General features: G+C 71.4%; 17 protein-coding genes. 8 read left to right on the forward strand and 9 right to left on the reverse strand.

The annotated features are described in order from the left end of the window. Positions 1-32 precede the first annotated feature (32 nt). Positions 33-299, reverse strand: a complete 267-nt coding sequence (locus ACIBM5_RS38010) for a hypothetical protein (protein ID WP_396011293.1) — start codon at positions 297-299, stop codon at positions 33-35. 960 nt (positions 300-1,259) lie between these two features. Here ACIBM5_RS38010 and ACIBM5_RS38015 point away from each other — a divergent pair. After that, complete coding sequence (locus tag ACIBM5_RS38015; protein WP_396011294.1) at positions 1,260-2,099, forward strand: SAM-dependent methyltransferase; 840 nt, start codon at positions 1,260-1,262, stop codon at positions 2,097-2,099. A 123-nt stretch (positions 2,100-2,222) separates the two neighbouring features. On the opposite strand, the gene ACIBM5_RS38020 is transcribed toward ACIBM5_RS38015, so the two are convergent. Next, positions 2,223-4,541: a glycosyl hydrolase family 18 protein gene (locus tag ACIBM5_RS38020; RefSeq protein ID WP_396011295.1), complete on the reverse strand. Its 2,319-nt coding sequence runs from the start codon at positions 4,539-4,541 to the stop codon at positions 2,223-2,225. A 364-nt stretch (positions 4,542-4,905) separates the two neighbouring features. After that, a complete protein-coding gene (locus tag ACIBM5_RS38025; RefSeq protein WP_396011296.1) occupies positions 4,906-5,697 on the reverse strand; it encodes a dienelactone hydrolase family protein in 792 nt (263 codons plus the stop codon). Between the two features lie 861 nt (positions 5,698-6,558). On the opposite strand from ACIBM5_RS38025, the gene ACIBM5_RS38030 reads away from it, so the two are divergent. Next, positions 6,559-7,119: a hypothetical protein gene (locus ACIBM5_RS38030; RefSeq protein WP_396011297.1), complete on the forward strand. Its 561-nt coding sequence runs from the start codon at positions 6,559-6,561 to the stop codon at positions 7,117-7,119. Positions 7,120-7,261: 142 nt separating this feature from the next. Here ACIBM5_RS38030 and ACIBM5_RS38035 read toward each other — a convergent pair whose 3' ends face one another. Then, positions 7,262-8,434: a MalY/PatB family protein gene (locus ACIBM5_RS38035; RefSeq protein ID WP_396011298.1), complete on the reverse strand. Its 1,173-nt coding sequence runs from the start codon at positions 8,432-8,434 to the stop codon at positions 7,262-7,264. 236 nt (positions 8,435-8,670) lie between these two features. Between ACIBM5_RS38035 and ACIBM5_RS38040 the strand changes: the two genes are divergently transcribed. Beyond that, entirely contained in the window at positions 8,671-11,214 is a 2,544-nt protein-coding gene (locus ACIBM5_RS38040) for a CRISPR-associated endonuclease Cas3'' (RefSeq protein ID WP_396011299.1), read from the forward strand. A 160-nt stretch (positions 11,215-11,374) separates the two neighbouring features. Continuing rightward, positions 11,375-12,607, forward strand: coding sequence for a styrene monooxygenase/indole monooxygenase family protein (locus ACIBM5_RS38045; protein ID WP_396011300.1), 1,233 nt, complete (start codon positions 11,375-11,377; stop codon positions 12,605-12,607). 104 nt (positions 12,608-12,711) lie between these two features. Here ACIBM5_RS38045 and ACIBM5_RS38050 read toward each other — a convergent pair whose 3' ends face one another. Next, positions 12,712-14,268, reverse strand: a complete 1,557-nt coding sequence (locus ACIBM5_RS38050; RefSeq protein WP_396011301.1) for a flavin-containing monooxygenase — start codon at positions 14,266-14,268, stop codon at positions 12,712-12,714. Between the two features lie 449 nt (positions 14,269-14,717). On the opposite strand from ACIBM5_RS38050, the gene ACIBM5_RS38055 reads away from it, so the two are divergent. Next, a complete protein-coding gene (locus tag ACIBM5_RS38055) occupies positions 14,718-15,812 on the forward strand; it encodes a chitinase (RefSeq protein WP_396011351.1) in 1,095 nt (364 codons plus the stop codon). 314 nt (positions 15,813-16,126) lie between these two features. Here the strand turns inward: ACIBM5_RS38055 and ACIBM5_RS38060 are convergent, their stop codons facing one another. Then, positions 16,127-16,345, reverse strand: a complete 219-nt coding sequence (locus tag ACIBM5_RS38060; RefSeq protein ID WP_360324319.1) for a hypothetical protein — start codon at positions 16,343-16,345, stop codon at positions 16,127-16,129. A 477-nt stretch (positions 16,346-16,822) separates the two neighbouring features. Here ACIBM5_RS38060 and ACIBM5_RS38065 point away from each other — a divergent pair, with 477 nt between their 5' ends. After that, complete coding sequence (locus ACIBM5_RS38065) at positions 16,823-17,632, forward strand: alpha/beta hydrolase (RefSeq protein WP_396011302.1); 810 nt, start codon at positions 16,823-16,825, stop codon at positions 17,630-17,632. 56 nt (positions 17,633-17,688) lie between these two features. Here ACIBM5_RS38065 and ACIBM5_RS38070 read toward each other — a convergent pair whose 3' ends face one another. The 3 genes from ACIBM5_RS38070 to efeU form a co-directional block, all read right to left on the reverse strand. After that, a complete protein-coding gene (locus ACIBM5_RS38070) occupies positions 17,689-18,894 on the reverse strand; it encodes a methyltransferase domain-containing protein (RefSeq protein ID WP_396011303.1) in 1,206 nt (401 codons plus the stop codon). 307 nt (positions 18,895-19,201) lie between these two features. Further along, positions 19,202-21,088, reverse strand: coding sequence for a Na+/H+ antiporter NhaA (gene nhaA / locus ACIBM5_RS38075; RefSeq protein WP_396011304.1), 1,887 nt, complete (start codon positions 21,086-21,088; stop codon positions 19,202-19,204). A 208-nt stretch (positions 21,089-21,296) separates the two neighbouring features. After that, entirely contained in the window at positions 21,297-22,145 is an 849-nt protein-coding gene (efeU, locus tag ACIBM5_RS38080; RefSeq protein ID WP_396011305.1) for an iron uptake transporter permease EfeU, read from the reverse strand. Between the two features lie 408 nt (positions 22,146-22,553). Between efeU and ACIBM5_RS38085 the strand changes: the two genes are divergently transcribed. After that, positions 22,554-22,754: a hypothetical protein gene (locus tag ACIBM5_RS38085; protein ID WP_396011306.1), complete on the forward strand. Its 201-nt coding sequence runs from the start codon at positions 22,554-22,556 to the stop codon at positions 22,752-22,754. Between the two features lie 218 nt (positions 22,755-22,972). Continuing rightward, complete coding sequence (locus ACIBM5_RS38090) at positions 22,973-23,503, forward strand: GNAT family N-acetyltransferase (RefSeq protein ID WP_396011307.1); 531 nt, start codon at positions 22,973-22,975, stop codon at positions 23,501-23,503. The last annotated feature ends 205 nt before the right edge of the window (positions 23,504-23,708 follow it).

Below are 23,708 nucleotides of genomic sequence, written 5' to 3' on the forward strand. Positions count from 1 at the left end.
CACGCCTGGCTGCAGGGATTTCGGCCGGCACGTCACCCGGCGCGTCGGTCACGCAGCTTCACCAGCCACTCCCGCACCTGAACATCGTCATGGAGGTAGTCCTCGCCAGGCCCATGACGCAGATCGATCCCATAGAGCAGCCCCAGAGCCCACCAGCTCAACTCGTCCCACTCAAGACCGACATCCGTAATCCAGCGACCGGCCCATCGATCGACGGCGTCACGGGTCAGCCGCCCTTCAAGAAGCGCGACGAAGCACGCCTCGATCTCATCCAGATCCGGCTGACCACCACTGTTCATCCGCCGAAAGTACCCGCCCACACCGAACAAGAGGGCCGCTACAAGCTTCCGAACGCCGCAATCGTTGCCTGCTACGGCACTAGCGTCTGTGTCCGCCGCTCTGGGGCGTGTGCGGTGCTCTCGTCCGCGTCGGCCGTTCTGGGGCGTGTGCGGTGCTCTCGTCCGCGTCCGCCACTCTGGCCGCGCCTTGCGCTAACTAGCGTCCGCGTCCGCCGCTCTGGGGCGCGTGCGGTGCTCTCGGGTGTGAGCGGTGCTCTCGTCCGCGTCCGCTGCTCTGGCCGCGCCTTGCGCTAACTAGCGTCCGCGTTCGCCGCTCTGGGGCGCGTGCGGTGCTCTCGTCCGCGTCCGCTGCTCTGGGCGCGCCTTGCGCTAACTAGCGTCCGTGTCTGCTGCTCTCGGGTGTGTGCGGTGCTCTCGGATATGTGCGCTGCTCTTGTGGGCGACCCTGCGCCCCGTGTCGACGGTCGCCGACCGACTATGCCAACGCGCGTCGCCCGCCCGGGTGTGCATCCGGCCAACGCGGAGGACGGCTCCACGCTCCTGGCCGAAGCGGCTGGGCTCGGACGGCAAGGCCGCTACACACCAGGCGGCGAGCGGAACGGACCTACCCGGCCCAACGGACCGCAGAAGTGCACGCATACGCCGCCGAGCGCAGACACGCGCGAGGAAATGATCGTGGTCTGCATCCGAGCCCGTCCCACCGGCTCGGGGCCGCCTGCGGCTTCGGCCGCGGTGTCCGCGCCGTGGGGCTTCGCGGGTCGGTCCGGTGTTGAGCTGTGAGTGGAACTGCGTTGTGTGGCAACGGATATGGAGGCGACGGGCTCGGGTTGCGGCCGGTGTTGTAACAGTCGCGGTACGGAGTCGGTGGTGGGGCGGATGTCGGCGGGTGCGGCGGATACTCTCCTGTGCGCGGGCCGTCCCGTGGGGGTGACGTAGCGTCGGATCCGGTCGGGGGGAAGCGTGTCGGACGAGTGGCAGGTGCCGTCGAATGCCGAGGGCGACGACTGGTCGGAGGGCCCCCGGATCGACGTGGGGGTGCCCAGTGTCGCGCGGGTCTACGACGCGATCCTGGGTGGCAAGGACCACTTCGCGGTGGATCGGGCGATCGCCGACAAGGCGATGACGGCGATGCCCAATGCCCGGGTCGGTGCCGGTCTGAACCGGGCGGTCCTGGAGCGCGGTGTGCGGTACATGGCCGAGTGCGGCATCGATCAGTTTCTCGACCTGGGTTCGGGGCTGCCGACCGTACGCAACACCCACGAGGTGGCCCAGGAAAGCAATCCCGAGGCGCGGGTCGTCTACGTCGACAACGATCCGATCGTGCTCGCGCACGGGCGTGCGCTGCTCGCCGAGAATGACCGTACTTGCGTGGTGACCGCCGACGTGCGGGACGCCCGGGACGTGCTGTCCCGGCCGGAAGTCGTCGAACTCCTGGACCTGAAGCGGCCCGTGGGCCTGCTCCTGGTCGCCGTGCTGCACCACCTCGCGGACGAGGACGACCCGGCGGGGGTGGTCCGGGCCTACCGCGAGGCGTTGGCCCCCGGGAGCTTCGTGTTCATCACGCACTTCAGCGATGCCACGCCCGAGGGACGCGAGTTGGAGCGGTTGTTCCTGTCCACCCTGGGCAGCGGGCGGTTTCGCAGCAGGGAAACGATCGAGAGCTTCTTCGAGGGCACCGAACCGGTGGAGCCGGGCGTGGTCTTCCTGCCGCACTGGCGCCCGGATGCGCCGGTTGCGGACGACTCGACGTACGCGGGCCTGACCATGATCGGTGGGCTGGGCCGCGTGCCGGACGCCTGACCGGTCGCGCCCCCGGCGAGGTCGAGACGGCCGTACCGCCGTCCGGTGTGGACCGGGCGGCGGTACGGGGAGTACGGGGGTGCGGTGGGCGGTCTCCTTCCTGTGGTTGCGGAGACCGTCGGGCTATTTGAGTCCGTTGTCGAGTGCGGTGATCAGGGCTCCGTTCGAGGTGTCGCCGGACATCTCCCAGATCATTGCGCCGAGTAGGTTCTTGGATTTGAGGTAGGCCGTCTTGCGGGCGATCGACCAGGCGTCGTCGAAGGTCCACCACTGGCCGCCGGCCCCGGTGTATCCGTAGGTCGACACGGATTGTTCGTCGTGGTAGACGGTCAGGTTGGGCACACTGGCGAGCAGGTTCGAATAGCCCCTGGTTCCGGCCTCCTCGGGGAACTGGCCGGGCGCCGCCCCGCCTGCGGCCTGCCATTCGCCGTGTGCGCCGCCGTCGGCGACGGCCTGCCAACCTCGGCCGTAGAACGGGAAGCCGATGGTGAGCTTGCGCGGATTGACGCCGGCGTCGGTGTAGATCTTCACCGCGTCGTCGATGCTGAAGTGGGTCGGATACGGGTCCTGGGCGTCGGTGTACAGGTTGGCCTGGTCACCGGTGCGGTTGGGCTCCCACGAGTTGTCGCTGCCCGCGCCGTGGAAGTCGTAGCCCTGGACGTTGGCCACGTCCAGGTAGTCGAAGATCTTCGAGGTGTCCCAGCCCTGGTTCACCTTGACCGGGTCGGCCGGGGTGAACGCGGTGAGCAGCTTGCGCGGCCCGGGAGTTGCGTCGAGCTGCTTGCGGAACTCGGCGAGCAGCAGGGTCAGGTTCTGCTTGTCGTTGACGTTGTAGTGGTTGCCGGCGTGGCCGTCGGGCGAGCCGGGCCACTCCCAGTCCACGTCGATGCCGTCGAAGATGCCGGCGCCGGTGCCCGGTCCGCCCGCGCCGTTGTAGGCGGGCAGGTCGCCCTTGATCCAGATGTCGATGCAGGACTTGACCAGCTTCTGCCGGGACGCCTCGGTGGCCGCCGCGTCCGAGAAGAACTTGGAGTAGGTCCAGCCGCCGAGCGAGACGACCACCTTCAAGTGCGGGTACTTCGCCTTGAGTTGCTTGAGCTGGTTGAAGTTGCCGCGGAGCTTGGCCCAGCCGTCGTCGGCCACCCCGTTCACCGACTGCGCGGCGGACATGGGCCTGGCGTAATCGGCGTCCGCGTCGCCCGCGCCGGTGCCCTGGTCGGGGTCCTGCGGGTTGGCGGTGGTGCCCTTGGTGACGCCGGCCATGCAGGTCAGGTTGACCGGATCGATGTTCTCGAACGCGTAGTTGATCACGTCGAGCTTGGCCGCCGAGCCGGAGGTGTCCAGGTTCTTGACGAAGTACTGCCTGCCGTAGATGCCCCACTGCACGAAGTAGCCGACCCGCAGGTTCTTGCCGGTGCCGGCGATGTCGTCGGTGGTGACGTCGAGCGCGGTGGAGGCGGGCGAGGCGTTGTCCGCCGCGTCCCGAGCCTTCACGGTGAAGGTGTACTTGGTGACGGGGGACAGGGCCTCGATCGTGGCCGCGGTGGTGCCCGCGGGGACGGTCTTGGCCAGGGTGCCGTTGCGATAGACGTCGTACGCGGCCACGCCGACGTTGTCGGTCGAGGCGGTCCAGGCCAGCGCGACGGTGGAGGAGGTCTTGCCGGTGCTGCGCAGGCCGCCCGGCGCGGTCGGCGGGGTCGGATCGCTCGCCGGGTCCACGGTGGTCACCGTGGCGGGTGGGCCGAGCGGGCCGAGGTTGCCCCGGGTGTCCTTGGCCCGGACCGCGTAGGTGTACGCGGTGGCCGGGGTGAGGCCGGTGAGGGTGGCCGAGGCGGTCGGTACGCTGGCGACGGTGGCGCCGCCCGAGACCACCTCGTAGCCGGCCACCGGGTAGTCGCCGCCGGTCGCGGCGGTCCAGCCGAGCGCGATCGAGTGGGCGGTCACGGTGGTGGCGTGCGGGGCGCCGGGTGCGGAGGGCGGTACGTCGGGCGAGCCGTCGCACTTGTCGCCGTTGACGGTGCAGTGCGTGGGCGGCCCGGCCGGGCCGTTGCCGACGAACCAGTAGCTGAACGGGTCGGTGCTGCCGCCCGCCGCGACGGTCCCGTTGTAGTAGGCGTTCTTGACCGAGACATGGCTGCCGGTCACCGTGGCGTCGCCGTAGTAGTTGCCGGTCACGGTGACGCCGGCAGGCAGGTCGAACTCCAGTTGCCAGCCGGTCACCGCGGCGGTGCCGCCGTTGTGGACGACGTAAGTGCCCTTCCACCACGAGCCGTTGTCCTGGATGGAGAACGTCGCGGTGAGCTTCCCGGCGGCCTGTGCGGCGCCGGCGTTCAGGCCGGTGAGTACGGCCAGGGGCAGGACGAGGACGGCGAGCAGGGCGAGGGCCCGGCTCCGGAATCCGTGGTGGAATCTGCTGCGGAATCTGCGCTTGTGAGGGGACATGGCTCTCTCCCTGTGTGCGTGGAACAGGGCGGTACGGAACCGTGCACGCGCGCGCCTCACCGGGGTGATCGCGGTCGGCGAATGGGGACATCGACCGCGACCAGGAAGCAGTCGCTTGGCGAATTGGTCTGGACCAAAACGCCTATTGGAAGGTAATTGGTCTGGACCAAAACGTCAACAGTTCGATGTTCGCCGGCCCGCCGGGCACACCCGGAACGTGCCGGCGGACTCGGAGCGCGGACTCGGAGCGCGGACTCCGAGCGCGGACTCCGAGCGCGGACTCGGAGCGCGGACCGATTCGCGTGTGGAACCGGGACGTTCGGCCCGCGCCCCGGTGCCTCTCGCGGGGATACCTCCCGCAGGCTCAGGCGGCGGGTCGATTCGCGTGTGGGGCCAGGAAGTTCAGCACCCGATGCCAGGCATCGGCGCAGGCCGCCGCGAACCGCGACTCGTCGGCGCCGAGTTCGAAGAAGCCGTGCGGCGCGTCCGGGTAAGTGACGAACTCGTGCGGGCAGTCGGCGTCGGTCAGCGCCGCGTCGAACTCGGCGACGGCCTCGGCCGGGATGTACGGGTCCGCCCCGCCCCACAATCCGAGTACGGGAGCGGTGAGTTCGGCGGCGAGGCGGGTCGGTCCCGGTGTGCCTTCGAGGGTGCCGGGGAATCCGTAGAAACCGATCGCTCCGGCGGTGCCGAATCGCGGCGCGGCGGTACGGAACGCCTGGCGTCCGCCGAAGCAGAACCCGAGTGTGACGATTGCCCGCGCGCCCTCGGTGCGAAGTCGATCCGCTGCCGCGAGGATGTCCGCGTCGAGGCCGGCCGGGGTCAGTCGGGCCAGGTGCGGCATGAGGTTCTCGATTGTGGCGAAATCCGCGGTGCGGTCGCCGTATTCGGCGCCCGCCGTACGGCCGAAATAGTCCGGGGCGAGTGCGGTATGGCCCTGTTCGGCGAGTCGGCCGCACACCGCCGCATAGAAGCCGGACAGGCCCCGGTTGTCGGGAAGCACCACGACCCCGACCCCCGACGGCCGTTCCGGGACGGCCCGGAAGGCGCCGAACTCGGTGCCGTCGGCCGAGGTCAGCGTCAGCGGGCCGGCCGTGGCCGGCTCGGTCGCCGTGCGTCCGTGGGCGGGTGGGACGGCGTCGAATTCATGGCACACGGGATTCCTCGCAGATCTCGTCGGGAGTGGGAACGCCGGCGGTTCGCGTGCGGTCGGCACGGTCCGCGATCGAAAGGCGTTCGTCCGGAGGATATTAGCGAGAAATCAAATTGCTTTTCGCCATCATATCGGATCCGGGTTAATTCCAAAAGATATCCCGCGCAAAATCGCAGTCAATTCATATCGGGCAACGATGGTCGGATGCGGCGGAGTTCGCCCCGAATCGGATGCGGAGGAGTTTGCCCGGAATCGGATGCGGCTGTGCGGCTCGGATGCGCGGCCTCTTCGGCCCGGTGGGCCCGGTGGGCCCGATGAGGTGCGCGGTGAGGTGCGTGGATGAGGTGCGAGGGAAGTGCGCGGTGAAACGAGCGCTCGACGTATCCTCCGTGCGTATGGACGCCGCCCTGATGCTGGACCGCGACGCACAGGGCTACCTCGACGCACAACGCGCCTCGCACATACGGCGGATGCACGGTGGCCCGCGGCACCCCGGGGGTCGAGGTCCATCCCTCGGTGACGTCGGCACCACGATCGACACCGGTGGCTCGCGGCCGATCGTGGGGGCGCTGATGTCGTGCCGCGACGCCGCCGCGACAGCGGGCTTCGGCCACTGCGCGGCCGGCGCCGACGTGGCGCAGTTACCGTCCCACTTCGCCCTCGACCACAGCGGGCCCGACCCGGACATGGCCGCCGGCCGGCCGCGCCGCAGGCCACCGAGCAACTGCGAGACGTACCCGTGCAGGTGCTCACCCAACCGGGCCGCACCGGGCCACACCCCGCGCCCGCCCCCCGCGAGCCGGGTGGTTGGACTACCGTGCTGTCCTGCGGGGTGGGCGGATCATCGAGAACGGAAGCGGATCGTTGAGCGAGGAAGAACCGAATCGACCGGCGGACTCCGACACGCCGGATGCGCGGATCCGGGCCGCACACGAACTGCGCACCGAACCGCATCCCGACCGGGCCGGACACCCCGACCGGGCCGGGCATCCCGACCGGGCCGGCGGCCCCGACCCCGACGCCGGACCGGACACCGCGCCGGTGCTCGCGTGGTGTACGTGCCTGCTGTGGCGCTCCCGCCTGCCGTGGCCCGCGCACGAGCACCGGCGCGCGTTCGACGAGCACCTCGCGCAGGTCCGGCACGCCGCGTCGATCCTGCCCGCCGGCCTGCTCGACGGCCGCTTCGCGTGTCTGCCGTGCGCGGACGAGGATGCCGCGCTCGCGGTCGCGGAGACCTGGATAGACCTGGGCAGCGCACGCAGCCGGCTGTTCCTGGACGGCAGCGTCGTGGTCATCGCCTTCGCCGACGTGCAGTTCCCCACCGAGGTCGCACTGTGGGCGCTGCGCCACGATTACGCCGACGCGTCCGCCGTCCACCTCCTGCATGCCCTGGAGCACGCGGCACGGCCACGCCCACCACAGTGACCGCGCCCCCCGCCGCGGTGAAGCACCCTCCGCAGCCCGGCAGGGCCACCGCACCGACCGCGCGCCCACCGCACCGCCGGCCGAGCACCCCGCCGCACCCCGCCGCACCTCGCCGCACCCCGCGACGACGATCGCCTGCGGATCAGATCGAGGCGGCCATCCGCCGGACCGCCTCGGTGACGATGTCCGGGTGGGTGGCCAGATTGAATCGGGCGTGTCCCGCACCGCCGGTGCCGAAGCCGGTGCCGCAGGTCAGCGCGACCCGGCCCCGGTCGAGGAAGTGTGTCGCCGGGCTGTCGCCCAGGCCCAGTTCGCGGCAGTCCAGCCAGGCCAGATAGGTGCTCTCGGCCGGGGTGTAGCGCACGCTCGGCAACTGCTCGGCGAGCAGTCGGGCCAGCAGCCGCCGGTTCTCGGCGAGCCCGGCCAGGAGCGCGTCCAGCCAGGCCGCGCCGTCGCGCAGGGCCGCGGTGTGCGCGATCACCCCGACGTGGCTGGGGCCGTCCGCCACCTCCACGGGCAGCCGGGCCAGGTCGTCGGCGGCGCTCGGGCCGGCCACGGCGAGGGCGGCCTTGAGGCCGGCCAGGTTCCAGCCCTTGGACGCGGACATCAGCGACAGGCCGTTCGCGGCGCCGGGTACGCGCAGGTAGGGCACGAACACGTCCGGCGGGGCGAGCGGCGCGTGGATCTCGTCCACCACCACGCGCACCCCGTATTCGGCGGCCAGCGCGGCCACGGCGGCCAGTTCCGCCTCGGTGTGCACGGTGCCGGTCGGGTTGTGCGGGCTGCACAGCAGGTAGGCGACCCGCTCGCCGGTCGCGGTCGCGGTGCGGAACGCGGTCTCCAGGACGTCGAGGTCGATCCGGTGATCCGCGCCGAGCGGGGCCTCGACGATCTGCCGGTCCATGTGCGTGACGAACATGAAGAACGGCGGGTACACCGGAGAGTTGACGATCACCCGGCCGCCGGGGTCGGTGACCAGCTTGAGCATCTCCACCACGCCGAGCATCACGTCCGGCACGATCGCGGTGCGCTCCACCGCGAGGGTGTGCCAGTTCCAGCGCTTGGCCGCGAAGTCGGCCAGGGCCCGGGCGTAGCCGGTGCCCGAGGCGTAGCCGGTGTCGCCCAGGCGGACCGCGTCGATGATCGCCCGGGCGATCGGCTCGGCCAGCGGGACGTCCATCTCGGCCACCCACACCGGGAGCACGTCCTCCGGGTAGGCCCGCCACTTCTCGCTGGTGCGTTGCCGCAGCGCGTCGAGCGAAAGCGCGCGCAACGGGTTGACGTTCTCGGATATGTGCTCCGGCAGACTCTCCATGGCTCCCACCATAGGCGACGGATCCGGCGGGTTCGGGGGACGCCGCAGCGGGTCCTGGGAGAGCTCGCGCCGGGCGGATTCGCCCGGTTCGCCCGGCTGCCACGCCCCGGCGCAGGCACGGGCGCGGATCGCATCCGCGCGGTCGGATCGGGGGATATGCCGGCCGATGGCGGTACGGGCCGGCAGGATGCTCGGTGTCCGGCTGCGTGCCGGGCGTCGGGGTGCGGGGGTACCGGATGGCCGAGCGTTCGTTCGTCGAATTCGTGCGTACGGCGACGGGATCGCCGCCGTACGCGTACCAGGAGACGCTGGCCCGGGACGAGTTGCCGCAGGTGTTGTGCGCGCCGACCGGCTGCGGGAAGACGGTCGCGGCCGTACTGCCCTGGCTGTGGCGGCGGTTGGCGCATCCCAAGCGCGCGGTGCGCCGGGCCACGCCCGGCCGGTTGGTCTACGTGCTGCCGCTGCGTTCGTCGACCGAGTACACCCATCGCCTCGTCGTCGAGTGGATCGAGCGGCTCGGCCACGGCGCCGACGTGGACGTGCACGTGCTGTCCGCCGGAGCCGAACGCGAGGCGGACGACTGGCAGGTGCGGCCCGCGCGGCCGGCCGTCTTCGTCGGCACCCAGGACGTGGTGTTGTCCCGGCTGCTGATGCGCGGGCACGGCGAAGGGCGGGCGTCCTGGCCGCTGTCCTTCGGATTGCTGCACGCCGGTACCCAGTTCGTCTTCGACGAGCCGCACCTGATGGGACCGGGGCTGGAGACATCGGCCCAACTCCAGGGCCTGCGCGACGAATTGGGGACGGTGGGTGGCTCGGCGACGATGTGGATGTCGGCGCTCGCCGATCCGACCCGACTGGGCACCCCCGACCACCCGACGGTCGCCCGGGTGGTGAACGCGCTCGACCTGCCGATCGGCGCCCAGCTGGCCCGGCGGCTGGATGCGGCGCGCACCGTCGAGTTCGCCGCCATGCCCACCGACGCCGAGTCCTACCCGGCCGCGGTGGCGGCGGAACTGCTGCGCCGACACCGTCCCGGAACGCGCACACTCGCGATCGTGAACACGGACGAACGGGCCTGCGCCATCCGGGCAGCGCTGGAGCGAATGTTGCCCGGCCGGGCGGCCGTGCCCGAACTGCTGGGCCTGCACGCGTTGCTTCGCCCGCCCGAACGCGCCGCCCTGGTCGAACGATCGACCCGGGAGCCGGGTGCGCCCGGACAGATCGTGGTGGCCACCCAGGTCGTGGAGGTCGGCGTCGAGATCACCGCGCGGGTGCTGCTCACCGAGGTGGCCGCGTGGCCGGCCCTGGTACAGCGGGCCGGGCGATGCAACCGGGACGGCCGCGAGCCGGACGCGCGACTGCTGTGGGTGTGGCCGCCGACCGACGGGTCCACCGGGACGCACCACGCGCCGTACTCGGAGCCGGAACTGCGCCGGGCGGCGCGGGCGCTGATCGGCCTGGAGGGGTGCGCGGTGACCGGCACCCGATTGGCCCGGACGCCGATGGGCACCGACACCCCGGTGCGGCACGTGTTGCGGCGGGCGGACCTGTTGCGGCTGTTCGACACCCTGCCGGGCGCCGAGTCCGAGGCGGTCGAGGGTGCCGAAGAGGTGGCCCGATGGACCCGCGACGATGCCGATCCGCACGTTGCGGTGACCTGGCGACACTGGCCGAACGGCCGCCCCGAGGAACGAGAACCGTACCCGCGCCGGGTGGAGATGTGCCCGGCGCCGGCGACCGAGGTGGCCGGCGCGTGGGCCCGACGGCCGGACCGGTGGTGGACCTTCGATCGGGCCGGCGGCTGCCGGCCGTTGACCGCGGACGACCTGCGGCCCGGGGCTGTGGTGCTGGCCGACGCCGCGGTCGGTTGCTACGACGTGGCGTCGGGCTGGGGGGTGCGGCACGCCGGCCCGGTGCCGGTCGTCCCGCTCGACGACGCGCCGAGCGCGGCCGAGGCGCCGGCGCCGGCGTGCGGGCAGGGCTGGGTCGACCTGCCCCGACACCTGGCCGACGTCGAGCGTGATGTGCGGGTGGTGGCCCAGGAGTTGGCCGAGACCGGCTTCGTGATCCCCGGGCACCTGGTCGAGTCGGCGGCCGTCGCCGGGCGGTACCACGACCTGGGCAAGGCGCACGACGCGTTCCAGGCGATGTTGTGCGACGACTGCCCGCCGGGCGCCGAACCCCCGGGCCCGGGCCCCTGGGCGAAATCGGGCCACGACCGGGGTCGGCACTCGCGCGCGCACTTCCGCCACGAACTGGTCTCCGCACTCGCCCTTTTGCACCCGGACGTGCACCTGCTGCACGACGCGGCCGACGCCGAACTGATCACGTACCTGGTCGCCGCGCACCACGGGCAGGTCCGGGTATCGGTGCGGCCCATGCCGGACGAGGTCGGGCGGGCCGTGCCGCGGGTGCTCGGCGTCGAGGCGGGGGACCGGTTGGGCCCGGTGGAGTTGCCCGGCGACCGGTGGGTGCCGGCGATCGTGCTGGATCCGACGGTGCTCTTCGCCGACGGCGGTGGGGACGGCCTCCGCGGTCGAACCGCAGCCGATCCGGGGACCGGCGGCGCGCCCGGCGACCGGGCAACCGGCCCGGCCGGCGCGCGGATCGGCCCCCGGACCGGCATCGCGGGCCCGCCGACGGCCTGGACCGAGCGGGTACTGCGGCTGCGCGACGCGCCGGGCATGGGGCCCTTCCGACTCGCCTTCCTGGAAGCCCTGGTCCGGATCGCCGACCGCCGCGCCAGTCGTTCCTACCTGCTCCCGACTCCGCAGCCCTGACCGACCCGCCGACCGCACTTCGCCGCCTGTCCTGCGCCGCGCCGCGATCGGCCAGGCGGTGTCGACGGTCCCGGCCGCGGCGGTACGGAGGGCTCCCGCCGACCGGCAGGATGCGTGGTCATAGCATGCATTCGACCGTGAACCGGAAGGAGCGTCATCCGTGCGCAGGATCCTCGTCGTCGGTGCCGGCCACTCCGGGCTCCAGCTCGCGCTGGGGCTCCAGGACCGTGGCTACGACGTCACCGTGATGACCGAGCGGACGCCGGAGGAGATCCGGGCCGGCCGGGTCAGTTCGACGCAGATGATGTTCCCCTCGCAACTGGCCCTGGAGGCCGCCCAGGGGCTGGACCTGTGGGACGAGCAGGTGCCCAAGCTGCCGCACACCGGATTCACCATCCCCGGGCCGGACGGCGTGCCGTTCGTGGACTGGCTCGGCGACATGGGCGGATCCGAGTCGGTCGACCAGCGGGTGAAGATGTCCGCGTGGCTGGACCTGTTCGCCCGCCGGGGCGGCCACGTGGTGTTGCACCCGGTCTCGGTCGGCGACATCGACTGGTACAGCCGGCACTACGACCTGGTGATCGTCGCGGCGGGCAAGGGCGAACTGGTCACCATGTTCGACCGCGACCACGAGCGCTCGGTGCACACCGTGCCGCAGCGGCACCTGGCCGTGTCCTACGTGCACGGCGTCACGCCCCGCCCGGAGGTCGGCCGGCAGGCGGTCCACCTGAACGTGATTCCCGGCCTGGGCGAGTTGTACTACCTGCCCGGGCTCACCCTGTCCGGGCCGTGCGAGATCATCCTGGTCGAGGCGATACCGGGCGGGCCGTTCGACCGCTTCACCGGTGTCCGCGATCCGCTGGAACACTGGGCGTCGACCCTGGAGTTGATCCGCACCCACGCGCCCTGGGACTACGAGCGCACCCGGGCGGCCGAGTTGACCGACGCGCTGGGCGTGCTCAGCGGCGCGTTCACCCCCGTGGTGCGCCGCCCGGTGGCCGAACTGCCGTCGGGCGGGCTTGCCTTGGGCATCGCCGACGTGGTGGTGGCGAACGACCCGATCACCGGCCAGGGCGCGAACAGCGCGGCCCGTGCGGCGGCGGTGTACCTGGCCGCGATCGTCGAGCACGGCGACAAGCCGTTCGACCGGGACTGGATGCAGGAGACCTTCGAGCGATTCTGGGCGTACGCCCGGCACTCGGTGAAGTTCACCACCGCGCTGCTCGCGCCGCCGCCCGAGCACGTGGTGCGGCTGCTCGCGGCCGGCAACGAGCATCAGGAGGTCGCCGACCGGGTGGCCCGGGCCATCGACACACCGGCCGACTTCGAGAACTTCCTGTACGAGCCGGAGCGGACGAACGCCTACCTGAGCGAGGTCGCCGCGCGGGCCTGATCGGCCCGCGAGCGCACGGCCGCCGACCACCCGTTCGTCCGGGCCTGATTCAGTCGGTGCCGCCGGCCACCGGACTCGGCCGGTCCGTTTCGTCCGGGCCCGACTCAGTCGGTCCCGCTCGGTACCGGAGTCGGCCGGTCCGATCTGCGCCCGAAGCGCATTCCCCGGTCCCGGAGGGAGCCGTGTCGGAGCATCAGCACGTCGCGCGGATAGTTCTGGTGCAGCCGCCAGGGGGTGGTCGGCCCCTGTTTGGGCAACAACGCGGTACCGCGCTGCACATAGCCGGACTTGAGGTCGATCAGCGGCTCCAGCGGTGCGTCGGCCGCGGGGGCCTGCGGCGTGCACACCTGGTAGTCGTGTGCGTCCATGTGGTTCAGCAGTCGGCATACGTACTCGCCGACCAGGTCGCACTTGAGTGTCCAGGAGGCGTTGGAATAGCCGATCGTGAGCGCGAAGTTGGGCACACCGGAGAGCATCATGCCCTTGTAGGCCACCGTCCGGGACGGTTCGACCGGTGTCCCGTCCACCCGCAGCGTCATGCCGCCGAGGGCGAGCAGGTTCAGCCCGGTCGCGGACACCACGATGTCGGCGGGCAGTTCGGCGCCGGACTCCAGGAGCACGCCGGTCCGGGTGAAGCCGGCGATCGTGTCGGTGACGATCGAGGCGCGCTCGCCGTGCAGGGCGGTGAACAGGTCGCCGTCGGGGACGAAGCACATGCGCTGGTCCCATGGGTCGTAGCGGGGCGCGAAGTGGGTGTCCACGTCGTAGCCTTCGGGCAATCGGCGGATCGCCCGCCTGCGCAGCAGCGACTTCATCAGCGCGGGCGCTCGGCGTGAGACGTGGAAGGCGAGCATGGCCATGCCGATGTTCTTGGCCCGGATCAGCGAATACGCCGTCCGGTCCGGCAACACCCGGCGCAGCCGCGCGGCCAGCGCGTCGCGCGCGGGCAGCGCCATCACGTAGCCGGGCGAGCGCTGGAGCATGGTCACGTGCGCGGCCGTGCGGGCCAGCGCGGGGACCAGGGTGACGGCGGTCGCGCCGCTCCCGATCACCACGATCCTTCGGTCGGCGTGGTCCAGATCCTCGGGCCACGCCTGGGGGTGCACCACCGGGCCGGCGAAGTTCTCGATGCCGGGGAACTCGGGTGTGTAGCCCTGGTCGTAGCGGAAGTAGCCGGTGCATCCGAACAGGAACGAGCAGGTCAGTTCCACGCTTTCGGCATCGCCGCCACCAGCCGGATCCGTGGCAGGCTCGGCGCCCGCGCCCGCGCCCGGCTCCGCGCCCGAGGGCGTACGAAGGGCCCGGACGGTCCAGCGGGCCGTCTCGGCGGACCACTCGGCCTCGACCACCCGGTGGCCGAAGCGCACCATCCGGTCCACGCCGTGCTCGCGTGCGGTGTCGCGGATGTAGTCCCGGATCGCCGCGCCTTCGGCGATCGACTCGGCGGCGGTCCACGGTCGGAACGAGTAGCCCAGGGTGTGCATGTCCGAGTCCGAGCGGATCCCGGGATAGCGGAACAGGTCCCAGGTCCCGCCGATCGCGTCGCGGCCCTCCAGGATCAGCACCGACTTGCCCGGTGCCCGCTGCCGCAGGTGACAGGCGGCGCCGATGCCGGAGAGGCCGGCGCCGACGATCAGGACGTCGACGTGTTCCGAGGCCATGCCAGTCCCCATTTCGCGATCGGACGCGTGCGGGTCGTCCGAGACCGGACCATGCGTACGACACCCCGGGTCGGCCGGCGCACACGCCTACCGGGTGGTGGTGGCCCGGCCACCGTATCGACGTGTTGTCGAACCGGTCAACACTGTGTCGACTCGGTCGACGCGCAGTAGTTTCGAGAGTGACCGACACCCCTGCCGAGGACGACCGCCGTCCGCGTCGGGCGCGGCGCGAGTCGACCTCGGAGGGCCTGGCTTCGGGCGCGGCGGCATTTGCCGGACTTTGCCAGTGGTCCAGACCTATTGACCGTAAGGTCTGGACCACTTTACGGTCGTGGCAATCGCACCACGTGAATCTCCGGGCCCGTCCCCGCCCGGGAGGCAGGCGTGCCACGCAGGACGTTCCTTCCGTGCCCGGTCGTGCTCGAAGTGCCGAAAGGGAATCGAGCATGATGGGTCGCACGTCACGCCTTCTGGGAGCCGCCCTCGCGGTCGCCTTCACCGTTGCCGGGTCGGTCGCGGCCGCACCGAACAACGCCGACACGAACGGCACTTCGCCCTCGACGAAGCGCGCGAGCGCGCCGGTGGGCAGCACCTGCGCGGTCAAGTCGAAGCCCGCGGGCAAGGTGCTCCAGGGCTACTGGGAGAACTGGGACGGTGCGGTGAACGGTGTGCACCCGCCGTTCGGCTGGACCCCGATCACCGACTCGCGGATCGCCGCACACGGCTACAACGTGCTCAACGCCGCCTTCCCGGTCATCCTCGGCGACGGCACCGCGCTGTGGCAGGACGGGATGGACTCGACCGTCAAGGTCGCCACGCCGACCGAGATGTGTCAGGCCAAGGAGGCCGGCGCCACCATCCTGATGTCCATCGGCGGGGCGGCGGCCGGCATCGACCTCAACTCCCGCGCCGTCGCGGACCGGTTCATCGCGACCATCGTGCCGATCCTCAAGACCTACAACTTCGACGGCATCGACATCGACATCGAGACCGGCCTGGTCGGCGGCGGCAACATCAACACACTGTCCACCTCGCAGGCCAACCTGGTGCACATCATCGACGGCATCCTCGCCCAGATGCCGAGCAACTTCGGCCTGACCATGGCCCCCGAGACGGCGTACGTCACCGGCGGCAGCGTGGTCTACGGCTCGATCTGGGGCGCGTACCTGCCGATCGTGAAGAAGTACGCGGACAACGGTCGGCTGTGGTGGCTGAACATGCAGTACTACAACGGCAACATGTACGGCTGCTCGGGCGACTCGTACTCCGCCGGCACGGTCGCCGGCTTCACCGCGCAGACGGACTGCCTCAACCGCGGGCTCGTCGTGCAGGGCACCACGATCAAGGTGCCCCTCGACAAGCAGGTTCCCGGGCTGCCCGCGCAACCGGGCGCGGGCGGCGGCTACATGACGCCGTCTCAGGTCGCCCAGGCATGGAACCGCTACAGCGGCGGCCTCAAGGGCCTGATGACCTGGTCGCTGAACTGGGACGGCTCCAAGAGCTGGTCCTTCGGCAACAACGTCAAGGCCCTCCAGGGTCGCTGACCGCACACCGGCGCTGCGGATCGCGGCGGTACCGTCGATGCCCGGTACCGCCGCGATCGGTGCGGTTGCGCGGCTGCCCGCCACCGCCGTCGAGGAGGGCCGGGGCCTGCCCTCGATGAGCGGCATCCCGGCCGCCCCCGCCTACCGTCCCCCGGCCGGGCCGCTTCGGGCTCGGGCGCTCGGCCTTGGTCGCACCGTAGGCCGGATGATCCGTCCGTTGCCGTCTCGAAGGCGTCCGAGCCCACGCGGCGGCGCAACCAGGCCGTTGTCGGGAGCCGGCCCCCGCCGGGTGTCGAGGGGAGGGGCGGGCGGCGTCAGGTTCCGTCGATCTGTAATTCGACGAACACGTCCGGATCGAACGGGACCCAGCGGGCCGGGCGATCGCTGCCCACGATCCGCAGGCGGCACCAGTCCTGCCCACGATCGCCGTGCCACCGGGCGTTGATTCGCCCGAGCGCCCAACTGCCGTCGCGGTTACGGATTTCCACCGGCTCGTAGACGCGGCGGATCTCCTCCTCCGGAGGAGCTTGCACCCACTTGGTCTCCGGGCCGTCGGCCGTGGACCGCTCTCGATGATCATTCGGCACAGTTCCACCCCTGATCCGCAGGCGACGGAGCGGTCTCGTCCGAGTCGAATCCGTCGAAACCGGGCTTCTACACATCTGTAGAAACCATACATCAAGCCCATCGGCGACCGTTGCCCCCCACCACCGCACCCGACCGGGCCGGGTACGGGCAGCGCGCCGGACGCAACGGGTCGGGCGGTAGGGCCCGTTCGCCGTGCGCCGGTCGCGCGCACCGGCCGCGAGACCGCGTGCCCCGACCCGCGGGACCGGTTTCGGCGCGCGATCGGGCGGCGGTGGTGACACAGTGGCGGTAAAGGATCTTCGTGTGGCCCGGTCGCAGGCGCGACCGGCGGGGTCGAGCGGCGTCGGTTGCACCGCGGCCCGCCACGAAGGTTGTCTCCGCGGCGATCCCCGGATCGAGACCATTCGCGAGCGAGGCGACGCATGACAACCAAGCGCACACCCGTCGTGTTCATCCATGGCCTGTGGCTGCACTCGACCAGTTGGCGGGCCTGGGCCGAGCGGTTTCGCGACGCGGGATACGAACCGCTGATGCCGGAGTGGCCCGGTGTTCCCGCCACCGTCCTGGCGGCCCGCCGACAGCCGGAGGAGCAGGGCGGCGTCGGTCTCGCGGAGATCGCCGAGGCGCACGTCCGGGTGATCCGCGAGCTGCCCTCCCCGCCCGTCCTCGTCGGTCACTCCGTCGGCGGCTTCATCGCCCAGCGGCTGTTGGGCGAGGGGCTCGCCGCGGCCACGGTGGCGATCTGTCCCGGCCAGATCAAGGGGGTCAAGGCGGTCGGTCCGGCCCAGGCGAAGTCGACGTTCCCGTTCCTGCGCAATCCCGCCAACATCAAGCGCGCGGTGTCGCTGAATCAGGACCGGTTCCGCTACGCCTTCGCCAACGCCGTCTCCCGCAAGGAGTCCGAGGACCTGTTCGCGGCGTGGACGATCCCCAGCCCGGCCCGGCCGCTCTTCCAGTTGGAGCTGGGCAACCTCACCCCGAACTCGGCCGCGCGGGTGGCCACCGAGAACCAGTCCCGCGGACCGCTCCTGCTGCTGTCCGGGAAGCTGGACCACACCGTGCCGGACGTGCTGACCCGCGCCACCTTCAAGCGATACGGCAAGTCCCGTGCCACCACCGAATATCGCTGTTTCGACAACCGCGGCCACTCGCTGATCGTCGACCACGGTTGGCCCGACATCGCGGATGCCTCGCTGACCTGGCTCGCCGACGCCGGCTTCCCGCGGGCCTGATCCGCGACAGGTCCCGATCGCCCCCGGCGCGGCGGCGCCGGGTGTGCCGCGTCGGGTCACCCGCTCGGGGGCGGTGTCCACTCGTGGGCCGGCGCGACGAGCGGATGGTCGGGGGTGCGGTACCAGGGTTGTTGCTCGACCGTGTCGTCGTCGGCGAGGCGTACGGTGAGGCCGAAGTCGTGAATGGTGGGACGGCCCTGGGAATGCCACCAGTACCAGGTCGCCTCGACCTCGTCCCACAACCGGCGGGGGCCGGATTGGCGAATCGTCGGCGGCTCGCCGACGGCGAAGTGGGCTGCGGCGATCGAGTGGCCGTGCCCGGTGTCGGCGCCGTAGAGCCACAACGTGCCGCCGAGCGCGCCGTGCAACACCGGGCGGGCCAGGCAATCGGGCACACACAGGCCCAGTACCAGGGCCACCGGGTCGAACGGGCCGCCCACCACGTCGTCGTAGCCGAGCGTGGTGGTGGTCGGATGAGCGTAGGCGGCCCAGTCCTCGGGGAGCGCGGCGCCGCCGTAGCGGCCCCAGTGCGGGTGATGCGCGCGCAGCTTCATGAACGCGGTGGCCAGGGTGAACGGCCCGCTGGCGGTGCGGCGATCCGGGTCGACGACCAGGCGCAGCGCGCAGTCGCCGCTGCCGTAGTCGGTGCCCCACGGGAGCACGATCACCGCGCCCGGCGCGGCCTGTTCGACCCACGCCGACGGCACGCGCCGGACCCCCGCGGTGACTTGGATGCGTTCGTACGGGCTGCCCGCCGGGTGGCCGAGCGTGCCGTCGCCGGTGACCACCTCGACGAAGTTGCCGAATCCGGCGGCGGCCAGGTTCTCCCGTGCGCGGCGGGCCAGTTGCGGGTCGACCTCGATCGAGGTCACCCGGCAGCCGCGCGCCGCCAGCAGGCCGGCGCTGTAGCCGGTCCCGGTGCCGACCTCCAACACCCGCATGCCCGGCGCCGCGTCCAGGTCGTAGAGCATCTCCGCGAGCGTGGACGGCGTGGAGGCCGACGAGGTGGCCAGCCGCCCGGCGGCGGCGCCGGTGTGCCGGCCGTCGTCCCACTGGGTCACCAGCGCCCGATCCGAATAGACCGCCCGGCGCCAGGCCTCCGGATCGCGATCGCGGTCCAACGGCGCATCGCTGTCGTCCGGCCAGATCCGGGCGGGCACGAAGTCCTCGCGGGCCACCATGCCGAACACCGATTCCCAGCCCGCCGGAAGAACGTCCTTGCCCTTCAGCAGGGCCGTGAGTGTGTCGGGCCCCACCGTCATGACACGAACCGTCGATCGGATAAGACGGACTGACCGAGCATCGTGAACCAACCTTTCCGGAGGGCGACTACTCACCGCACCCTAGGAACCCCGAAGCGTGATCGTCAAGGCACCGAAGGAACTTGCCGTGCCAACGAAGCACCACCCGCAGGAGTGCCCGGATCCGGGCATCACGACGGTCCGTCGGGTCGGCGACGGGCCGATGCGAGCGCTCGGCGGTGTGAAGTCACGGCGAGCTCACGGCGGTTGATCGGTTCGCGCGGGGAGGTCCCGGCGGTGCGGTCCTGCCGCCGACCGACCGGCCCGCTCAGCGGTCCATCAGCGCGCGCTCCTTGGCCGCGTGCACGGCGGCGGTGAGTCCGTCGATGTCGTACGGGCCGTGGTGGCGGCGGCCGTTGACGAAGAACGTCGGAGTGCCGGAGACCCCGCTCAGGTCGGCCGACTCCTCGTCCTCCGTCACCCGGTCGGCGCCGCGATGGGTGCGCAGCGCGATCCGGAACTCCTCCACGTCCAGTCCCAGCGCCTTCGCGTGGGCGAGCAGATCGCCGGGCTTGAGCGCGTCCTGGTTCTCCAGGAGATGGTCGAGCATCTCCCAGAATGCGCCCTGCTCGGCCGCCGCCTCGGCGGCGATCGCGGCCAGTCGGGCCCGCGGATGCACGTCCGGCAGCGGCAGGTGGCGCCACACGTAGCGCACGTCGCCGAAGTCGGCGAGCAGTTCGCGCACCACCGGCTCGGCCAGACCGCAGTAGGGGCATTCGAAGTCGCCGTACTCCACCAGCGTCACCGGGGCGTCGATCGGACCGCGGATGTGGTCGCGCTCGGGGTCCACCGGCACGGCCAGGTCGACCAGGCTCTGGGCGGTGCCCAGCAGTGCCCGGGAGCGGGCCGGGCGCGGCATCGCGGCGATCGCCACCGAGACCAGCCAGGTCACCACGAACGAGCAGACCACGGCGCTGAGCACGCCCACCTTGGCCTCGTCGAGCCGCTCACCCTCGAAGGCCAGCGTGGCGATCAGCAGCGACACGGTGAAGCCCACCCCGGCGATCGCGCCGCCGCCGACCACGGCGCCCCAGCCGACCGGCGGGCGCAGCCGACCGCGACTGAGCCGGGTGGTCAGCGCGGAGGTGCCGATGATGCCCAACGGCTTGCCCACCACGTAACCGACCAGGATGCCCAGCGTCACCGGCGAGGTGAAGGCCCGGGAGACCAGCCCGGCGTCGAGCGTGATGCCGGCGTTGGCCAGCGCGAACAGCGGCACGATCACGTAGCCGGTCCACGGGTGGTACATCCGCTGTAGGCGCTCGTTCGGCGACAGGGCCGCCGCCATGCCCAGCCGGGCGGTGCGTTCCAACTCCGGCGTGGGCTGCTCGCGGAACGAGCGGAACAGCCCGGTGGCCCGCTCCAATTCGATCCGCGACGCCGGGTAGGCGAAGGTCAGCAGGCCCATCACCAGGCCGACCACCACCGGATCCACGCCCGACTTGAGCACCGCGACCCAGGTGATCACGCCGAGTACGCCGTACGCGCTGCCGCGCCGCACCTTCGCGGTGCGCACCAGCACGATCACCACCAGCATCGCCAGCGCCACCAGAAGCGCGGGCACGTCGATGTGATCGCTGTAGGCGACCGCGATCACCACCAGGGCGACGAAGTCGTCCACCACGGCGACGGTCAGGATGAAGGTGTGCAGCCTGCGGGGGAAGCGGCTGCCGAGCAGTGCGAGCATGCCCAGCGCGAAGGCCGTGTCGGTGGACATCGCGGCACCCCAGCCGTGCACCGAGGATTCGCCCGCGTTGATCGCCAGGTAGATCAACACCGGCACCGCCATGCCGCTGAGGCCGGCCAGCAACGGCAGGGTCAACCGGCGCCGTTCGCGCAGTTCGCCCATGTCGAACTCGCGCCGGGCCTCCAGGCCGACCACGAAGAAGAACAGCGTCATCAGCCCGCTGTTGACCCATTCGCGCAGGTCCAGGGAGACACCGGAGTCGCCGAGCCGCACCGACAGGTGGGTGTGCCACAACGATTCGTAGGAGTCGGGGCCGATGTTCGCCCAGGCCAGGGCGACCAGAGTGGCGGCGAGCAACACGGTCGCACTGCCGCTCTCGGTCCGGATGAACGCCCAGCGCGCGGTGCGTGCGCCTCCCTCGTCGAGCGACTGCCCGGCCAGACCCTCGTCGCTGGTCGGCTGCGTCATGCGGATGCCCCCTGTGTACGTGCCGCGCTCCCTGGCGGTAGCGGATCAGAGGATATCGGCCGGTTCCTCACGCATGATCATCCCGCCGCCCGCCGCCCGCCGCCCGCCGCCCGCCGCCCGCCGCCCGCCGCCCGCCGCCCGCCGCCCGCCGCCCGCCGCCCGCCGCCCGCCGCCCGCCGCGGTGGGGTGGGCCGACCGTGTTCGTGGGTCAGGCGGTGGCCGTGGTCTCCCGGGATGCCGGTGCCGGGGTGTTGGTGCGGCTCTTGGGGAGGAGGAGGAACAGGGCCATGACGGGGATGAGGTAGAGCAGCCAGACGGTGGTCTGCAGGACGGTGGGGTCGGGTTGGAAGTTGAGGATGCCCTTGAGCAGGGTGCCGTACCAGCTGTCCGGGGGGATGGTGTCGGTGATGTCGAAGGCGCGGTTGTTCAGGCCGGGGAGGAAGTCGGCCTCCTGGAGGTCGTGGATGCCGTAGGCGAGGACGCCGGCGGCGACGACGACCAGGCCGGCTCCGGTCCACAGGAAGAATTTGGCCAGGTTGATCCGGACGGCGCCGGCGTAGAAGAGGTAGCCGAGGACGACGGCGGTGGCCAGGCCGAGGGCGACGCCGATCATCGGTTCGGTGTTCTCGCCGGTGGAGCGGGCGGTGCCCCAGACGATGACGGCGGTCTCCAGGCCCTCGCGGCCCACGGACAGGAACGCGGTGAGCACCAGTGCGCCGGTGCCCATCGCCAGCGCGTGGTCGAGCCGGCCCTGCAACTGCGCCTTCAGCGCGTGCGAGGTCCGGCGCATCCAGAAGATCATCCAGGTCACCAGCAGCACCGCGACGATCGACAGCGAGCCGCCGAACAGTTCCTGCTGTTCGAAGGTCATCTCGGCGGAGGTCAGTTCGAGGGTCGCCTCCAGCGCGACGCTCAGCGCCACCGCGGCGGCGACCCCGGCCCACACCGCCGGCAACGCGTCCCGACGCCCGCTCTTGACGAGATAGGCGATCAGGATGCTGACCACCAGAGCCGCTTCCAGGCCCTCGCGCAGACCTATCAGGTAGTTGGCGAACACAGGTGACCCCGCTCAGGATTTCGAACACGTCTTCAATTAGGCGAGCCTCACCAAAGCACCCGCCCGGACGGGGCGTCAACATGGCGTACGTCATGCCGAATGCGGCGGACCGGCCCGCTCGGGCGCCGCTCGGGTCGTGTCGTACTGCGGTGCACCTCGGAGTCGGTGTCGAGGCAGGCGTCGACGGGGACGGTGAGGCCGACGTCGGGTGTGTGGCGTCGACCATCTTGTGGTGATTCGGATGGCTGGGTGTCATACGGCGTCGAGAGCCTGTGCGATGAACGACACCGGCCGAGACGTTCGAAGCGCCCGTCTGGTGAGCCGGGCGCCGGCGTTGTTATGGATATGTCGCGCATTCGTGATCATTCGGCAGCCGTGGGCGTCTCCTGGGCGGGGCAGCGGCTCGACATGACGCAGCACGATGCATCCCGGGAGTCAGGTGCCGACGAATTGGCCGCCCTGGTGTGGCAGGCCCGTCGGTGGAGCGAGTCCGCGCCGGAATCGGCGGCCGAGCCGCCGTTGCCCGGCGGGTCCGGCAATTCCTTGCGCGCCCGGATGCGTCGCCTGGTGGCGAATCGCCCCGAACAGGAGCCGCCGCGCGACTCGTGACGCCGCTCTTCGTCCTCGGCTCTTCGTGCTCGGCTCTTCGTGCTCCGCTCTCCGCGAGCCGCGACCACCGCACCGGGGCGGTGGGCGCGGTCGGCACCGCAGGTATTGTCGTCGTCTCGGACAATCGCACCCGTCGCGTCCCCGGCGCACCGGCTTCGTACGCTGCCGACTCCCGGGTGCCGCCGACCGTGCCGACGGCGACCGGACGGAGTCGGATCATGAGTGGCGACGACCAGGTGTCCTTGCGTCCGGCGACGGAGGCGGACATATCCCTGCTCGAACGGTTCCTGACCGACCCCGAGGCGGTCGGGCCGTTCTCCTGGTACGGCTGGTCGGATCCGGGCCGTTGGCGTCGCCAGTGGGCGGAGGACGGCCTGCTCGGCGACGACCAGGGGCTGTTGCCGGTGGTTCGCGGTACGGAGGTGTCGGGCTTCGTGGCCTGGCGCAAGATCGTCACCTCGCGCACCGCGTACTGCTGGAACGTCGGGATCAACCTGTTCCCCGAGGCGCGCGGTCGAGGGATCGGCACCCGGGCCCAACTCCTGCTGGTGCGCTACCTGTTCGCACACACCCAGGTGGCCCGGATCGAGGCCGGCACCGAAGTGGACAACCTCGCCGAGCAACGCGCCCTGGAGAAGGTCGGGTTCACCCGCGAGGGCGTGGCGCGCGCCTACACTTTCCGCGACGGTCGTTGGCGCGACGTGGCCTTCTACGCCATCCTGCGCGACGAGCTCGCGCCGCCGGCCTAGGCCGTGCGCGACCTCATCCACCAGGATCCACCGGACACGGCCTAGCGGAGTCACATCCGGCCGCCCCGCGCGTCCACTCCACCCAGCGGCCCGCTCCGGCCCGCACGCCCTCCATCCGCAGGCCCACGCTTCCCCCTCCACCGGTCCGCCCCGCCCCCGGTCGCCCGTTTCCCGCCCGCCCCGGGCCTCCCGTTTACCGGCCGGC

It is taken from the genome of Embleya sp. NPDC050493 (assembly GCF_044458105.1).
Lineage (GTDB): Bacteria > Actinomycetota > Actinomycetes > Streptomycetales > Streptomycetaceae > Embleya.

What these genes read in the sequence shown, in the direction of transcription:
- nhaA (WP_396011304.1), bottom strand. Translation starts at nt 21,088, where the DNA reads ATGACGCAGCCGACCAGCGACGAGGGTCTGGCCGGGCAGTCGCTCGAC.
- ACIBM5_RS38055 (WP_396011351.1), top strand. Translation starts at nt 14,718, where the DNA reads ATGGGTCGCACGTCACGCCTTCTGGGAGCCGCCCTCGCGGTCGCCTTC.
- ACIBM5_RS38020 (WP_396011295.1), bottom strand. Translation starts at nt 4,541, where the DNA reads ATGTCCCCTCACAAGCGCAGATTCCGCAGCAGATTCCACCACGGATTC.
- ACIBM5_RS38085 (WP_396011306.1), top strand. Translation starts at nt 22,554, where the DNA reads ATGACGCAGCACGATGCATCCCGGGAGTCAGGTGCCGACGAATTGGCC.
- ACIBM5_RS38070 (WP_396011303.1), bottom strand. Translation starts at nt 18,894, where the DNA reads ATGACGGTGGGGCCCGACACACTCACGGCCCTGCTGAAGGGCAAGGAC.
- ACIBM5_RS38065 (WP_396011302.1), top strand. Translation starts at nt 16,823, where the DNA reads ATGACAACCAAGCGCACACCCGTCGTGTTCATCCATGGCCTGTGGCTG.
- ACIBM5_RS38050 (WP_396011301.1), bottom strand. Translation starts at nt 14,268, where the DNA reads ATGGCCTCGGAACACGTCGACGTCCTGATCGTCGGCGCCGGCCTCTCC.
- ACIBM5_RS38035 (WP_396011298.1), bottom strand. Translation starts at nt 8,434, where the DNA reads ATGGAGAGTCTGCCGGAGCACATATCCGAGAACGTCAACCCGTTGCGC.
- ACIBM5_RS38090 (WP_396011307.1), top strand. Translation starts at nt 22,973, where the DNA reads ATGAGTGGCGACGACCAGGTGTCCTTGCGTCCGGCGACGGAGGCGGAC.
- ACIBM5_RS38010 (WP_396011293.1), bottom strand. Translation starts at nt 299, where the DNA reads ATGAACAGTGGTGGTCAGCCGGATCTGGATGAGATCGAGGCGTGCTTC.
- ACIBM5_RS38040 (WP_396011299.1), top strand. Translation starts at nt 8,671, where the DNA reads ATGGCCGAGCGTTCGTTCGTCGAATTCGTGCGTACGGCGACGGGATCG.